This window comes from Bradyrhizobium sp. cir1 (assembly GCF_014198245.1).
Classification (GTDB): Bacteria; Pseudomonadota; Alphaproteobacteria; order Rhizobiales; family Xanthobacteraceae; genus Bradyrhizobium.
Map to the genome: position 1 here is coordinate 310,102 of NZ_JACIHE010000001.1, position 14,601 is coordinate 324,702.

The 14,601-nt window shown below is 65.3% G+C and carries 15 protein-coding genes; 8 read left to right on the top strand and 7 right to left on the bottom strand.

All coding sequences use genetic code 11. The features are described from left to right. Window positions 1-74: 74 nt before the first annotated feature. A complete protein-coding gene (locus GGD63_RS01490; RefSeq protein ID WP_183239136.1) occupies window positions 75-1,577 on the bottom strand; it encodes a class I adenylate-forming enzyme family protein in 1,503 nt (500 codons plus the stop codon). Between the two features lie 4 nt (window positions 1,578-1,581). Beyond that, on the bottom strand, window positions 1,582-3,426 hold the full coding sequence (locus tag GGD63_RS01495) for an extracellular solute-binding protein (protein WP_183239670.1): 1,845 nt from the start codon (window positions 3,424-3,426) through the stop codon (window positions 1,582-1,584). Between the two features lie 260 nt (window positions 3,427-3,686). Between GGD63_RS01495 and GGD63_RS01500 the strand changes: the two genes are divergently transcribed. Further along, window positions 3,687-4,514: an invasion associated locus B family protein gene (locus GGD63_RS01500; protein ID WP_183239137.1), complete on the top strand. Its 828-nt coding sequence runs from the start codon at window positions 3,687-3,689 to the stop codon at window positions 4,512-4,514. Between the two features lie 77 nt (window positions 4,515-4,591). On the opposite strand, the gene hspQ is transcribed toward GGD63_RS01500, so the two are convergent. Next, the gene (hspQ, locus tag GGD63_RS01505; protein WP_074120446.1) at window positions 4,592-4,924 is read right to left on the bottom strand and encodes a heat shock protein HspQ; all 333 of its coding nucleotides are present in this window, start codon (window positions 4,922-4,924) and stop codon (window positions 4,592-4,594) included. A 106-nt stretch (window positions 4,925-5,030) separates the two neighbouring features. Between hspQ and GGD63_RS01510 the strand changes: the two genes are divergently transcribed. Then, entirely contained in the window at window positions 5,031-5,984 is a 954-nt protein-coding gene (locus tag GGD63_RS01510; RefSeq protein ID WP_183239138.1) for an AEC family transporter, read from the top strand. Between the two features lie 6 nt (window positions 5,985-5,990). Here GGD63_RS01510 and GGD63_RS01515 read toward each other — a convergent pair whose 3' ends face one another. Next, complete coding sequence (locus tag GGD63_RS01515) at window positions 5,991-7,175, bottom strand: UbiH/UbiF family hydroxylase (protein WP_183239139.1); 1,185 nt, start codon at window positions 7,173-7,175, stop codon at window positions 5,991-5,993. Between the two features lie 87 nt (window positions 7,176-7,262). Here GGD63_RS01515 and pcsA point away from each other — a divergent pair, with 87 nt between their 5' ends. From pcsA to GGD63_RS01530, 3 genes are all read left to right on the top strand, one after another. Then, window positions 7,263-8,030, top strand: a complete 768-nt coding sequence (pcsA, locus tag GGD63_RS01520) for a phosphatidylcholine synthase (RefSeq protein ID WP_183239140.1) — start codon at window positions 7,263-7,265, stop codon at window positions 8,028-8,030. Next, window positions 8,027-8,761, top strand: a complete 735-nt coding sequence (locus tag GGD63_RS01525; RefSeq protein ID WP_183239141.1) for a TerC family protein — start codon at window positions 8,027-8,029, stop codon at window positions 8,759-8,761. The genes pcsA and GGD63_RS01525 overlap by 4 nt, the downstream gene beginning before the upstream one ends. Before the next feature lie 76 nt (window positions 8,762-8,837). After that, window positions 8,838-9,812, top strand: coding sequence for a quinone oxidoreductase (locus GGD63_RS01530; protein WP_183239142.1), 975 nt, complete (start codon window positions 8,838-8,840; stop codon window positions 9,810-9,812). Between the two features lie 125 nt (window positions 9,813-9,937). Here GGD63_RS01530 and GGD63_RS01535 read toward each other — a convergent pair whose 3' ends face one another. The 3 genes from GGD63_RS01535 to GGD63_RS01545 all read right to left on the bottom strand — a co-directional run bounded on the left by GGD63_RS01535 (window position 9,938) and on the right by GGD63_RS01545 (window position 12,567). Next, window positions 9,938-11,134 (bottom strand): acetylornithine transaminase, encoded by a 1,197-nt coding sequence (locus tag GGD63_RS01535; protein WP_183239143.1) that lies wholly within the window; start codon window positions 11,132-11,134, stop codon window positions 9,938-9,940. Between the two features lie 266 nt (window positions 11,135-11,400). Beyond that, window positions 11,401-12,042: a hypothetical protein gene (locus GGD63_RS01540; RefSeq protein ID WP_183239144.1), complete on the bottom strand. Its 642-nt coding sequence runs from the start codon at window positions 12,040-12,042 to the stop codon at window positions 11,401-11,403. 303 nt (window positions 12,043-12,345) lie between these two features. Continuing rightward, entirely contained in the window at window positions 12,346-12,567 is a 222-nt protein-coding gene (locus GGD63_RS01545; RefSeq protein WP_183239145.1) for a hypothetical protein, read from the bottom strand. 124 nt (window positions 12,568-12,691) lie between these two features. Between GGD63_RS01545 and GGD63_RS01550 the strand changes: the two genes are divergently transcribed. The 3 genes from GGD63_RS01550 (at window position 12,692) to GGD63_RS01560 (ending at window position 14,581) form a co-directional block, all read left to right on the top strand. Continuing rightward, a complete protein-coding gene (locus tag GGD63_RS01550) occupies window positions 12,692-13,639 on the top strand; it encodes a hypothetical protein (protein ID WP_183239146.1) in 948 nt (315 codons plus the stop codon). 158 nt (window positions 13,640-13,797) lie between these two features. Beyond that, entirely contained in the window at window positions 13,798-14,229 is a 432-nt protein-coding gene (locus tag GGD63_RS01555) for a MerR family transcriptional regulator (protein WP_183239147.1), read from the top strand. Beyond that, a complete protein-coding gene (locus tag GGD63_RS01560; RefSeq protein WP_183239148.1) occupies window positions 14,162-14,581 on the top strand; it encodes a carboxymuconolactone decarboxylase family protein in 420 nt (139 codons plus the stop codon). The genes GGD63_RS01555 and GGD63_RS01560 overlap by 68 nt, the downstream gene beginning before the upstream one ends. The last annotated feature ends 20 nt before the right edge of the window (window positions 14,582-14,601 follow it).

Consider the following 14,601-nt stretch of genomic DNA (forward strand, 5'->3'; position numbering starts at 1 on the left):
GATCACGCAACAGGTGCCGCGCAATCTAGTTTGGCCGCCTTAATGCGGCGTCAACGTCTCAGGCGAAACTGGGCTCAAGCCGGCCCGGAGCGGTCGCGAAAAGCTTCGACCATCAGGGGGTTAAGCCCGAGCTCGCTGAGCGCCTCGCGGGCGCGGGCATTGTCCTGGGCCCGCCCTGCCAGCCGGTGGCCGGAGAGGCGGTCGGGCAGTGCAGTGAGCAGGGCGCCCTGGCCGAGCCGGCGCGCCCATTCCTGGAGGTCGTTGGAGAGGAAACGGTAGCCGCCGACGGCCATGATGCCGGAAGGTGGCGCGGTGATGCAGATTGCGCCGCTGGCACGGTCGAGCCGCGCGGCATAGCCGGTGTCGACATAGTCACGCGGGGGCTGCGCGGTCAGCGTCTCGCCGACCGGCTGCGGCGGGGCGTAGGCCGCGATCGGCACCATCGCCCCGCGCAGGCCAAGCGTGCCCTTCGGCGTCAGCAGGATCTCGCCGGCGATGGAGGAGCCCGCCTGCTCACGCGGCGCGCCGTGCGGTCCCGGCATCACCGGCACCGGCATGCCGTCCTCGCCGCGGCGGACGCCGAACAATCCGGCCTCGCCGAACAGATAGACGTCGGTCAGCGGCGCATGCGGCGCGATCCAGGCATCGCTCGCCGCCACCTGCTCCGGCGCGCGCCACAGGCCGATGACGTTGCGCAAGCTCGGCATCCGTGCCGCGAGGTCGGCATCGCCGAGCCGCAGCGCGAGCTGCGCCGGCGCGATCAGCACCTCGCATTCATGCTCGTTGATCTGCTGCTCCAGCACGTCGTTCTCGAACGGGTGATGCAGCGCCAGCGTGCCGCCCGACAGCAGCCACACCGCGAGCGAGGAGGCGAGGCCTGCGAATGACATCGGCGTGAACGCCGCCATCACGGTCGCGCCCTGCCTGACGTCGGCTTCGAGCGACATCGCAAGACCGCCGGCGATCAGGCTGAAATGCGGCCGCGGCACCGGGCGAAAGCCCTCCGCCGTGACGTCGAAGGAGATCATCGCCGCCTTGCGGCCGTCCTGGATCACGGCGCGCGTGGTGCCGGGCGGACGGGCCAGGACGTCGTCGAGCGAGGCCATGCCTTCGGGCAGGTCGCCTCCGAAGCCGTAGACATGACGGATCGAGAACGCCTCGGCGGCAGCGTGCATCGCGAGGTCGGCATAGCTGACGCCGTCGACCGTGCTCATGGTGACGATGGCGCGCGCCGCGGTGCGGTTGAGCGCCGCGGCCAGTTCCGCGTGCCGCCACAGCAGCGGCAGCACGGCGACGACGAGGCCGGCGCGATGGGCGGCGAGCACGGTGAGCACGAACTCGACCGTGTTGGGTAACTGGATCGCGACGACGGAATTGGCCGGCAGGCCCGATTCGACGAAATGGGCCGACAGGGCCTCGATGGCGGTGTCGGCCTCGGCATAGCTCATCCGCCGCGGCTGATGTCCGGTGATGCGCGCCTTGTTGAGGGGATCGAGCAGGGCGGTCGCGTGCGGCTGCCGCATCAGCGTGCGCTGAAACAGCGTGTCGAGGGTCGGCGATACGGCTGGCTGGTTCACGGCGTCACTTCGTTTGCGTCGCTTGAGGCTCACCCTTCGACCACCAGGTCTCCGGCAAATAGCCGGACAGCGCGGTGGCCTTCGGCCGTTCTATCCGATTCCAGCGCGCGATCCATTGCTCGGATACGTTAAACAGCGGGATTGTGTAGGAGCCCGCGATCAGGGCGCGATCGAGCGCACGCACTGCCGAGACGAAATCCGTATGTTCACGGGCCTCCAGCAGGGCGCCGATCATGGCGTCGATGGCGCGATCCCTGGCGCCCATGTAGTTGCGGGTGCCCGGGTTGTCGGCGGCCGCGCTGCCCCAATAGAAATACTGCTCGTTGCCGGGCGACAGTGACTGGTCCCAGCGGTTCTGGATCATGTCGAACTCGTAAGCGAGCCGGCGCTGGTCGAATTGGACGGGATCGACCGCGCGCACGCTCGCCTCGATGCCGGCGCGCCTGAGGTCGCGCTGGAAGGCGAGCGCGATGCGCTCCTGGTCGCGGGTCGTGACCATGATCTCGAAGGTGAAGGGCGCCTTGGTCGTGCGGTTGCGCAGCACGGTGCCGTCGAGATCGTAGCCCGCCTCCGACAACAGTTTCAGCGCGGCGCGCAGCGTCGTGCGGTCGCGGCCCGAACCATCGGTCACGGGCAGGCGGTAGCTGCCCTCCATGATCTCGGGCGGAATTTGCGCGGCGAACGGCTTGAGCAGCTCGCGCTCGCGCGCATCCGCAGGCCTGCCATAGGCCGACAGCTCCGAGCCGGCGAAGTAGCCGGCGACGCGCGAATAGAGGCCGAAGAAGTAGTTGCGGTTGACCAGCTCGAAATCGAACAGCAGCGTCAGGGCCTTTCGTACCCGGATGTCGGCGAAGACCGGACGGCGCGTGTTGAACACCAGGAATTCGGAAGGCTGCGGCACGCGGGGCTTGATGGTGTCGCGGATCACCTCGCCGCTTCTGGCGGCCGGAAAATCGTAGCCGTCGTGCCAGCGCAAAGGCTCGTGCTCGATGCGGAAATCATAGAGGCCGCGCTTGAAGGCTTCGAACTGGCCGTTCGCCTCGCGAAAATAGTCGAGCCTGATCTCGTCGAAATTGTAGAGCCCGCGATTGATGGCGAGGTCGCGGCCCCAATAATCGGGATTGCGCGTGAGCGTCACGCTCGCGCCAGGTTTCACCGCGGTCACGCGATAGGGGCCCGAGCCGACGGGGCTCGTCAGTGTCGTTTCCTCGAAGGTTGCGGTATCAACTGCATGCTTCGGCAGGATCGGCATCAGGCCGAGGATCAGCGGCAATTCCCGGTCGTTGGCCCCGGCAAGATCGAAGCGGACGGTGAGAGGATCGGGCGCCTCGGCCTTGGTGGCCTTGGCATAGTATTGCCGCAGGTTCGGGCGGCCGCGGTCGCGCAGCAGCTGCCAGGAAAACAGCACGTCCTCGGCCGTTACCGGCTTGCCGTCGGAGAAGCGGGCACGGGGATCGAGGCGGAACGTGACGAAGGTCCGGTCGTCGTCGGTTTCGACGGACCTCGCAAGCAGGCCGTACAGTGTGAACGGCTCGTCCTGGCCGCGCGCGAGCAGGCTCTCGATCACGTAGTTGCGCACCGGCTGCACCGCCAATCCCTTCACGATGAAGGGATTGAGACTGTCGAAGGTTCCGAGAATGCCCCAGGTCAGCCGGCCGCCCTTGCGGGCATCGGGATTGGCGTAGGGCATGTGGGTGAAATCGGCGGGCATCGCCGGCTTGCCGTGCATGGCGATGGCATGGGCTTCCTCGGCGCGTGCAGCACCGGTCGACAGCGCAAACGTGAGCGCAAAGGCAAGGACGCAGAGGCGGAGACCGGGGCCCTCGAAGAGGCGCTGGAACATGAACATCGGCACACGTTGATTCGAGGACCGGCGGGACTGAATCCTATCACAGGGAATTTCACCGGACGCAGCTGTGGATGTGGTCAAAGACGCTTGTCGGCATTGATCTTTTCGTCGGCCACGCTAAGAAGGCACCCAATCGCGCAAGAGCGCCGAGCCCGTCACGTATCCGCCTCAATTGACGGGGAGAGAGCCGCGCCCAAGGCGGCTTGGTTCGGTGCTTCGGAGCGGTTCGGGCACTTCCCGTTCAGAAAGGGTTTTCTGCAATGAATTTCCGTTACTTGGCCGCGTCCGTCCGGCCGCGCGGGCGACTTCTCGCCTTGTTGACGGCGACGGCATTGGCCGTCCCGTTTGCCGCCGAAGCCCAGACCCCGGCGCCGGCTCCCGGTGCGCCCGCCGCGCCCAAGGCGGCCCCGGCCCCGAAGGCGGCTCCAAAGGCTGCCCCCAAGGCTCCGGCGCCTGCCCAGGCGCAGCCGGCCCAGCAGGCTCCCGCGCAAGGCGCCCCGGCGCAGCAGGGCGCGGCCCAGCCCGCCGACCAGCAGATCCAGCTGATCTACGCGCCCTGGACCAAGTTCTGCCTCAAGGGCCAGGACGCCAACGCCAAGCAGGTCTGCTTCACGGGCAAGGACGGCCGCATCGAATCGGGCCAGCCGGTCATTGCCGCCGTCATCATCGAGCCGGAAGGCGAGCCCAAGAAGATCCTGCGCGTGACGCTGCCGCTCGGCATGCAGCTCGTGCACGGTACCCGCATCATCGTGGACAGCAACGCGCCGCTGCAGCAGCCGTATGTGATCTGCTTCCAGAACGGCTGCATGTCCGACTACGAGGCCACGCCCGAGCTCATCAACAGCATGAAGAAGGGCCAGAATCTCGTTGTCCAGGCGATCAACGCCAACGGCGCGCCGCTGACCCTGCCGCTGCCGCTCGCCGGCGAATTCCAGAAGGCCTATGACGGTCCGCCGACCGATCCGAAGGTGTTCGAGGAAACCCAGAAGAAGCTCCAGGAAGAGCTTCAGAAGAAGGCCGACGAGCAGCGCAAGAAGCTCGAGCAGCAGGGCACGCCGCCCGGCGCAGCGCCGACCGGCCAGAAGTAATTGGGACCAAATCCCGGACATGAAAAAGGCGCTCATTCGAGCGCCTTTTTTGCTGACCCGCCGTGTCCGAGCGAAGATCAGTTCAGCGACGGATTGCGCGGGCGGTAGCCGCCGCCCTTGTCCTTGATGAAGATCTCGGCGACCTGCGAGTGCCGGATCGGCTCGCCGGAATCATCGGGCAACAGGTTCTGCTCGGAGACGTAGGCGACGTACTCGGACTCCGCGTTCTCCGCGAGCAGGTGGTAGAACGGCTGGTCCTTGTGGGGCCGCACCTCCTCGGGAATCGACAGCCACCACTCCTCGGTGTTGTTGAATTCCGGATCGATGTCGAAGATCACGCCCCGGAACGAGAAGATCCGGTGGCGCACGACCTGTCCGATCTGGAATTTGGCGGTCCGCGCTTTAATCATTCCCCGTCGATAGACCAGGATTGTGGCCGATGCTAGTGGCCTTGTCGGGAATTAACCTTCGCGTCCGGGGCGGATAGCCCCCAAGTCTTCAGAAAACACTTCATCAATGCTCGATATCCTCAATCTAGCTCTACCTTATTTTGGCCTGATCTTCGTTGGTTTCGCGTGCGGCAAGGTCAAGGCCCTGCCGGAATCGGGCCTCGCCTGGATGAACTTCTTCCTGCTCTACGTGTCGCTGCCGGCGCTGCTGTTCGCGATCATGTCGAAGACGCCGTTTGCGGAGCTGAACAACCCGCCATTCCTGGTCGCGACCACGCTGTCGACGGTGGCCGCGTTCACGCTGGCGCTGGTCGTCGGCAAGGTGCTGGGACGCCTGACATTGCGCGAGGCGACGCTCGCAGGGCTCTCCGGCGGCTACGGCAATATCGGCTATATGGGACCGGGGCTGGCGCTCGCAGTGCTCGGGACGAAGGCGGCGGCGCCGACCGCGCTGATCTTCTGCTGCGACAGCATCTTCCTGTTCACGATCGTGCCGCTCTTGATCGAGCTCTCCGATCGCGACCATCCCTCCATCGTGCATGCCTTCGGCGTGGTGCTGAAGCAGATCGTGCTCAACCCGCTGATCATGTCGGCCTGCTTTGGCGCGGCGGTGGCGGCGCTCCATATCGAGCTGCCGGTCGCGCTCGACCGCACCATCACCTTCCTCCAGAACGCGGCCGCGCCGACGGCGCTGTTCGTGCTCGGCGTGACGGTGGCGCTCCGCCCGTTCGACCGTGTGCCGTGGGAGGTGCCGGGCGTGATCGCGGTGAAGCTCCTGATCCATCCGCTCGCGGCGTTCGGCCTGATGCTGGCGTTCGGCCCGTTCGCGCAGCCCTGGGCCGCGACCGCCGTGCTGATGGCCTCGCTGCCGCCGGCATTGAACGTGTTTGTCATCGCCCGGCAGAACGATGCCTGGATCGAATCTGCCTCCGTCGCCGTACTGCTCGGGACGTTTGCGTCGGTGGTCACGCTCACGAGCGTGATGTGGGCGATCCAGACGGGCCGGCTGGCGTTTCCGTAAGAGGCGCTACCGCCGCCAGGTCGGCGTCAGGCCTTCGCGCATGGCGAAACGCCGGAGCGGGCCGATAGCGCCGAGCAGGTGCATGCCGACGGCGCGGACCGGCTGGAGCGGCAGGAAGTCGTTGAGCAAGGAGCGGTTGGCGATGTCGATCGCGAAGGTCCGGCTCAGGATGTCGGGCCGCCGGGCGCGGTCATAGCGCTTGAGCACGTCGTCCGCGCCGGGATCCCGGCCCGCCGCGATCGCCTCGCCCGCGAGCTTCGCGATGTCGGCTGCATCCCTGAGGCCGAGATTGAGGCCCTGGGCGCCGATCGGAGGAACCACATGGGCGGCTTCGCCGACCAGCGCGATACGGTCGCGGCCGAAGGATCTTGGACGCTCGATCGCAAGCGGAAACAGGTTGCGACCGGGCTCGACCGTCATGCGTCCCAGGATCGAATGCGACTGCTTCTCGATCGCGGCGGACAGCTCCTCGTCACTCAAGCCGCGCAGCCGCTCGGCGTCGGCAGGCGCCGAGACCCAGACGATGCTGGAGCGGTCGCCGGGCAGGGGCACGAACACGCAGGGCCCGTGCGGCGTGTGGAACTCGGTCGAGACGTTGCGATGCGGCCGCGTGTGGCCGACGTTGAAGGTCAGCGCGGTCTGCGTCAGCTCGCGCCGCACGACCTCGATGCCGGCGGCCTCCCGGCACAGCGAATGCCGGCCGTCGGCACCGACCACGAGCCGGGCGGAGAGGAATTGTGCGGAGGCGGTGCGGACCGCGACGTCGTCGGCTTCGATGATGATGCTTTCGGCCTCGTCGTCGAAGCGGACGATCCCGGGTAGCTCGGCCGCGCGCTCTTCCAGCGCCAGCATCAGCGAGCGGTTGTCGATGTTGTAGCCGAAGGCGTCGAGCCCGATTTCGTGACAGCAGAAACGAACCTCCGGCGCGCGGAACAGCCGGCCGGTGTCGTCGACGAGCCGCATGACCTCCAGCGCGGCCGCCTTGTCCTTGCAGCGCTGCCAGACGTCGAGGCTCTCCAGGAGATCGATGGAGGCACCCAGCAGCGCGGTGGTGCGATTGTCGGCATAGGGCAGACGCCGAGCCACCAGCGCGGTCCGTGCTCCGGCCTGCGCCAATGCGATCGCCGCTGCTATCCCCGCCGGTCCGCCGCCGATCACGGCTGCGTCAAAATGTGTCGATGCGTCTGTCATGGAACGACAAATGACACGCCCCGCGGCAAATTCAAGCCCACCTATTTTTCCTTGGTTTTATGGCGAATTGTGCCACCGGGCGCCGTAATGGCTTATGTGCAAATCGCCCCCATTCTGATAGCAGAAGCCATGGACAGCCAAGAGGATTCCCTGAAGCCGACCCCCGCGATCCGCGCCGCGGCGTTCTCGGTGCATATCTTCACCGCCTTCGGCGGGGCGGTCGCTCTATTGGCGATGCTGGAGGCCGTGCGCGAGCACTGGGCGGCGATGTTTCAATGGCTGGGCGTCGCGCTGATCATCGACGCGATCGACGGTCCGATCGCGCGCCGGCTCGACGTCAAGAACGTGCAGCCGAACTGGTCGGGCGACGTGCTCGATCTCGTGGTCGACTTCGTCACCTATGTGTTCGTGCCCGCCTATGCGATCGTGGCGAGCGGGCTGTTGCTGCCGGTCGCGGCGCCCTTGCTCGGCGTCGCCATCATCGTCACCAGCGCATTATATTTCGCCGATCTGCGCATGAAGGCCGACGACAATCACTTCCGCGGTTTTCCGGCGCTGTGGAATGCGGCGGCGTTCTATCTGTTCCTGCTGCACTGGACGCCGTTGTGGTCCACGCTGCTGGTGGCGGCCTTGGTGGTGCTGACATTCGTGCCGTTCCACGTGCTGCATCCGGTCCGCGTCGTGCGGCTGCGCTGGCTGACGATGTCGCTGATCGCGATCTGGGCGATGCTGTCCCTCTACACGCTGGAGATGGACTTTCACGTCGGCATCGGCGTGACGGTTGCGCTGTGCGCGATCGCGCTCTGGATCAGCTTCAGCGACGCGTTGATCCGCTTCGCAAGATCCTTCGCATGATGCATCTGATCACCAGCCCCGAGGCGTGGGCCGCGCTGCTGACCCTGACCTCGCTCGAGATCGTGCTCGGCATCGACAACGTCATCTTCCTGTCTGTGATCGTCTCGCGCATCCCGGAGCGGCAGGCGAACCGCGCCCGCCAGATCGGGCTGGCGCTGGCGCTGGTCTTCCGCATCATCCTGCTCAGCGTGCTGGTCTGGCTGATCGGCCTGACCGCGCCGGTGTTCTCGGTCGCAGGTTACGACTTCTCCTGGCGCGACCTGATCCTGATCGGCGGCGGCCTGTTCCTGATCGCGAAGACCACGCACGAGATCCACGCCGAGGTCGAGGCCGATGACGGCGAGGGCGATGAGAAATCCGGCGGCAGCGCCTTCTTCTGGGTGATCGTCCAGATCATCGTCATCGACATCGTGTTCTCGCTGGACTCGATCATCACCGCGATCGGCATGGCGCAGGACATCGAGATCATGATCGCGGCCGTCGTGATCGCCTGCCTGATCATGTACATTTCGTCCGGGCCGGTGTCGCGATTCGTCGCGGAGCATCCGACCACGAAGATGCTGGCGCTGGCCTTCCTGGTGCTGATCGGCGTCGCGCTGGTCGCGGACGGATTCAAATTTCACATCCCGCGCGGCTACATCTATTTCGCAATTGCGTTCTCGGCGGCGGTCGAATTCTTCAACGTGCTGGCCAAGAGCAACCGCAAGAAGGCGAGCAAGCCGTCGGCTTAGGCGTTCCAGCCGGCGTCGAGTTGACAAGACGGGCGCGATGTCTTTCGCTCAGCCTTGGAGAAGAGGAGGTCAGGTGATGACCAAAGCCGTCCGTGTGCACAAGGTCGGAGGCCCCGAAGCCCTGGTCTATGAGAGCGTCGAGGTCCCGGCGCCGGCTACCGGCGAGGTGCGCATCCGTCAGCATGCGGTCGGCCTGAACTTCATCGACGTCTATTACCGAACCGGCCTCTACAAGGCGCCGGAGCTGCCCTTCATCGCCGGCAACGAGGCCTCGGGCGAGGTGGTTGCGGTCGGTCCGGGCGTCACCAATTTCCACCCCGGCGACCGCGTCGCCTACTACCATAACCTCGGCGCCTATACCGGCGAGCGCAACCTCCCCTGGGAGAAGCTGGTCAAGCTGCCCGATCACATCACCCACGAGCAGGGCGCCGTGCTGATGCTGAAGGGGCTGACGGTGTGGTATCTCCTGCACAAGACCTTCAAGGTCGAGCCGCACCATCGCGTGCTGATCCATGCCGCGGCCGGCGGCATCGGCCTGCTCGCCTGCCAATGGGCGAGTGCGCTCGGCGCCCATGTCATCGGCACGGTCGGCTCGCGCGAGAAGGCCGAGCTCGCGGAGGCCAATGGCTGCGACCACGTCATCCTCTACAACGAGGAAGACTTCGTCGCCCGCGTCAAGCAGATCAGCCGCAACGAGGGCTGCGACGTCGTCTATGACGGCGTCGGCAAGGCGACCTTCCCGGGCTCGCTGTCCTGCCTGAAGCCGCGCGGCATGTTCGTCTCGTTCGGCAATGCCTCAGGTCCGGTGCCGCCGTTCTCGATCGCCGAGCTCAACACTCACGGCTCGCTGTTTGCGACCCGGCCGAAGCTCAACGACTATATCGGCACGCGCAAGGAGCTGCTGGAAGGCGCCGACACGCTGTTCGCCGCCGTCATCAACGGCAAGCTGCACGTGCCGATCAACCACGCCTATGCGCTGAAGGATGCCGCGAAGGCCCATATCGATCTCGAGAGCCGCAAGACCACGGGCGCGTCGATCTTGAAGCCGTAGATGGCTGTCATTCCGGGGCGGCTCGAAGAGCCGAACCCGGAATCTCGAGATTCTCAGGTGCGCAATTGCGCACCATAGTTCGATGCTTTGCATCGCCCCGGAATGACGAGCGTGCGGATGCGGCCTTACGCCACCCGCCGCGCCGCGCCGGCCTTGGTCAAAATCCCGTCGAGACAATCGATCATCTCGGCGATCTCCGCGCGCGTGACGTTCAGCGCCGGCATGAAGCGCAGGGTGTCGAGCTGCGGCGCGTTCAGCAGCACGCCGGCCTCGAACGCCTGCGCGACGATCCCCGGCGCGATCGACAGCTTGAGGTCGAGCGCCAGCAGCAGGCCGCGTCCGCGGACGCCGCCGAGGCCGTGCCGGGCCGAGACCTTCTGCAGTTCGCTTTCGAGCAACAGGCCTGTCTCAGTGACTGACTTCAGGAAGTCCGGCTTGCTGACCTCCTCCAGCACCGCAAGTCCCGCCGCGCACATGATCGGGTTGCCGTTGAACGTGCCGCCCTGGTCGCCATGCTCGAAGCAGGAGGCGCGTTCGCTCGCAAGCAGCGCGGCGAGCGGCACGCCGCCGCCGATACCCTTGCCGAGTGTCATGATGTCAGGCGCGATGCCGGCGTGCTCATGGTGGAAGAGCTTTCCGGTCCGGCCCATGCCGGTCTGGATCTCGTCGAAGATGAGCAGCAGGCCGTGCGCCTGCGTCAACGCACGCAGCTCGCGCAGGAACTGATCGGTCGCCGGCCACACGCCTGATTCACCCTGGATCGGCTCGAGCATCACAGCCACCGTGTTGGCGTTGATCAGCTTCTCGACCGAGGCGATGTCGTTGAGCTTCGCCTTCTTGAAGCCTGATACCTTCGGCTCGAACAGCGGCTCGAACGCCTTCTTGCCCGAGGCCGACATCGTCGCCAGCGTCCGGCCGTGGAAGCCGCCTTCGAAGCTGATGATCTCGAACGCACCGCCCTTGTGCAGGCTGCCATATTTGCGCGCGAGCTTGATCGCACCCTCGTTGGCTTCCGCGCCCGAGTTGGCGAAAAACACCTGGTCGAAGGCGCTGTTCTCGACCAGCGCCTGCGCCAGCTTGAGGCTCGGCTCGTTGTAGAACGCCGGGCTCGGTGTGAGCAGCCGCTTGGCCTGCGCGGCGAGCGCGTCGGCGATCGCCGGCGGTGAGTGACCGAGGCAGTTGACGGCCCAGCCCTGCACGAAATCGAGATAACGCTTGCGGCCGTCGTCCCAGAGGTAGGAGCCGGCGCCGCGGACGAACACGGCCTTGGGCCGTGCGGTGATGTCCATCAGCGCGTCATACGGATGGGTGGCGGTGGTCATGTCGAACTCCTCTGGAGGCGGGTGAAAAAAGGACGCAAAAAGCAAGAAGGCCGCACTTTGCGGGTGCGGCCTTCTCGAAAACTGGCTGAATTCTAGTGCTTCAGCGGCGTCGTCGGACATGGCGCAACCCATCATCGTCGCGGGTGCGACGACGGAAAGCTGCGCGGCGTTGGGTCCGAGAGTTGATCATGGGGCGCGTCCGTACAGCCGAATGGCAGGACTTGTCAAGCGGCCGTTTTGCAGGATTCCCGCCGGGCGTACATCGGTCAGGTCAGGTGCGCCGCTTCTTCGGCGTCCTCGTTGCCCCAATCCGCAACCGCAATGGCGCTGTCGATGAGCTCGCCGCGCATCAGCTTGAGCGGCGAATTCCAGTACAGCGCGATGTTGTGGAAGGGGTCGGTCAGCACTTTGAACACCCAGACGAGTCCGGTCGTGACGTCGCGCGTTGCGAAGAGCTGGAGCATGCGGGCAAGCCCGCCAGCGATCCCGATCGCGAGCCAGAGCGCGCCGACATGGCGAATGAAGTCGTAGTGGCCTGCGGGAAGATCGAACAGCCCGAACAGCGTCGGAAAGACGTAGAGCACAATCGGCGCGCTGCCCCAGACCAGAAGCAGGATGATCTTGCGGGTCTGGTTATAGCCGACCTTCACCGCTTCCTTGTAGTCGTTGCTGACGTCGTTGACGGCGTCATAGCCGTTCGGCTCGAAGAAGAAGTGCCCGGTCTGTCGCGTCAGCATGGCGAGCCAGCCGACGAGACCCGCAAGGGCAGGGTCTTTGAACAGCAGCGCATAGCAGCCGAGAAAGATCACGGCGCTGACGAGGTGCAGCGTCTGGTTGACGGTGCTCTGGTGGTAGAAGCGGTAATCGTCGAAGCGCTGCGTGCGCAGCATGTCTGAGAGGCGGCTCATCAAAAATCCTCGCTCGCGTTGAAAGGCGCGCGAGAATTAGGACGAGTCCGTGACCCCTGCGTGAATGCACTATAGTGTCACATTGCATGCGCGCGCAGAGCGGCGCGAGAGGATTACTCGACACCGTAATGCGCGAATACATCGGCAATGCCGGCATTGATCGCTTTCGCCGCCGCGATGTCGCGCTCGGCTCCCTCGTTGTCGCCCTTCTTCCGCTTCGCCAGCCCGCGGCCGTAAAGTGAACTGTCGAACTGCGGCCTTGCGTTCAGCGCTGCGTCATAGTCGGCAATCGCCGCATCGAGATTACCGAGCTTGGAGCGACCTGGCGAAATCGGCCAGCGCGGTCACGATAGACGCGAGCACGGTTGCCATAGGCCGGTCATCGATCTTGCTGGTGCCGAAGCACCATTGCCGCGCCTGCGCGGGCGATGGGGATTGTGCCGCGGCGGGAAGCGCAAGCAGGATCAATGCTGTGCCAATCGCGTACAGCCCGGCCCCGACACCAACCTTTTGATTGTATTTCATCGATCGCCGCGTAGAAACCATTGAGCCTCTAGCGCGTTTGTGATCAACGGACGCCAATTGGTTCGAACCGAACGCGATGCGGTTCAGACCAAGGGAGACGGGACCAACCAGACAGTTTTCAGCCTTGTCCGATACCCCTTACCCGATCGACCTCGACAGCATTCGCGGCGCGTTTCCGCCGGGCATCGAAGCGCCGCCGCTGCTGGTCGACTTTGCCGCCTGGCTCAAGGGTCGCCCCTGGGGCAGCGTCGGCTGCTTCTCCTTGCAGGGCCAGTTCTCCGATTCCGCGCCGATCGTCGACGGCAGTCCGTTGCGCGACAGGTTTTCGCTGTTCATGCGCCTGCCTGACGGCTCGGCCGTCGGCGGCTGGTATGGCGCCGGTCTCGACCGCGACAACCCGCCGATCGTCGGACTGGGATCGGAAGGCGATTACGAGCTGCTCGCGCCGAGCCTCGACGGGCTGCTCGCCAAACTGACGTCGCAACAATTCGACAAGGCCTGGAGCGATCTCAAGCCGCACGAGGAGGTCGAGTGCCAGACGGGCGAGCTCGCGCAATGGCTCGCCGGCCGGCCGATCGGCGAGACGGCTGCGCCGGAAGACGGCGTGTTGGAGCTGCCCGACTTCCGCGGCTTCGTGGAGAAATGGAGCCGGGATCGCGAAGACTATTGGGCCAACCACCGGCTGATGGCCGAACTCGGCTGGCGGCTTGCCGCCCATCTGCCCAAGGGCAAGAAACCCTGGGACAGGACGCGTTTCGAGATCGCGATATCGGGTACCCAATACCAGGCCCGCGTGCTGACGCGCGGACCGCAGCCGTTCGAGGAAGCAGGCTCGATCGAATCCCTGCTGCGCGATCTGCGCGAGGAGATGCGTCGCGCGCAGCCCGAGCTGGGCCTGTGGTACGTGATGAATTTCGGGCTCTATGCCGACGGCCGCATCATGCCGAGCTTCGAGTACGACGTGCGCCCGACCATCGACGGCGAGCCGGCGAAGCTGTCCGAGGCGAGGGCCGATCTCGCCCGTGCACCGCGCCCCGAGCGCTGGGTGCCGAAATGGCTGGCGGCATCCTGAAGCTCGGAATCCGCGATGCTGCCGCCCGGACGGCGCGCCGAAATCTTCTGCTGTCGTGCCATCTTGGCGTCGCGGGAACGGCACCTTCGACCCCCCCCTTGACTTAGAGTGCGCTCGAAGGGGTATCTGTACGTGCGTCAGTACGAGAACGGGCACACATGAAGATCGGCGACCTCGCAAAACGAACCGGCCTGTCGACTCACACGTTGCGTTATTATGAGCGCATCGGGCTGCTGCCATACGCAGACCGGGATCGTTCCGGCCAGCGTGACTTTGACGCATCGATCCTCAGATGGATCGAATTCCTCGGTCGGCTCAAGACCACGGGAATGCCGATCCGGGATATGTTGCGTTATGCGGCGCTTCGTGATGAAGGCGAAGCCACCGGGCCAGCCCGGCGGCAGATGCTGGAAATCCACCGGGAACAGGTTCGCACGCAGATTGCCGAACTCCAGGAATGCCTGCTCGTCCTTGATACCAAGATCGCCGGCTATGCCGGCGGCGAACAGAGGACGAAGGAAAATGACGCACGCCCAAACACAAGCCGAAAGCCGCTTCGATCGCGGCCAGCGGGCCCTGTCACGCATTGACGGCAGAGCCGGCGAAAATGTCGTCGCCTCACTCGCCGACATCGCTCCGGATTTCGCACGATACGTGATCGAGTTTCCCTTCGGCGACATTTACAGCCGCCCAGACCTCGGCCTGCGCGATCGAGAGATCGCGACGATCGCCGCACTGACGGCGCTCGGAAATGCCGCGCCTCAGCTCAAAGTGCATATCGAGGCGGGTCTGAACGTCGGGCTGTCTCGCGACGAGATCGTGGAGATCATCATGCAGATGGCCGTCTATGCGGGCTTCCCGGCGGCGGTGAACGGGCTGTTCGCAGCCAAGGAGGTGTTTTCCGCGCATGACGGACGGCGGGTGTCGGGAGAAGCGACATGATGAACTTGCTCCAAGCATGC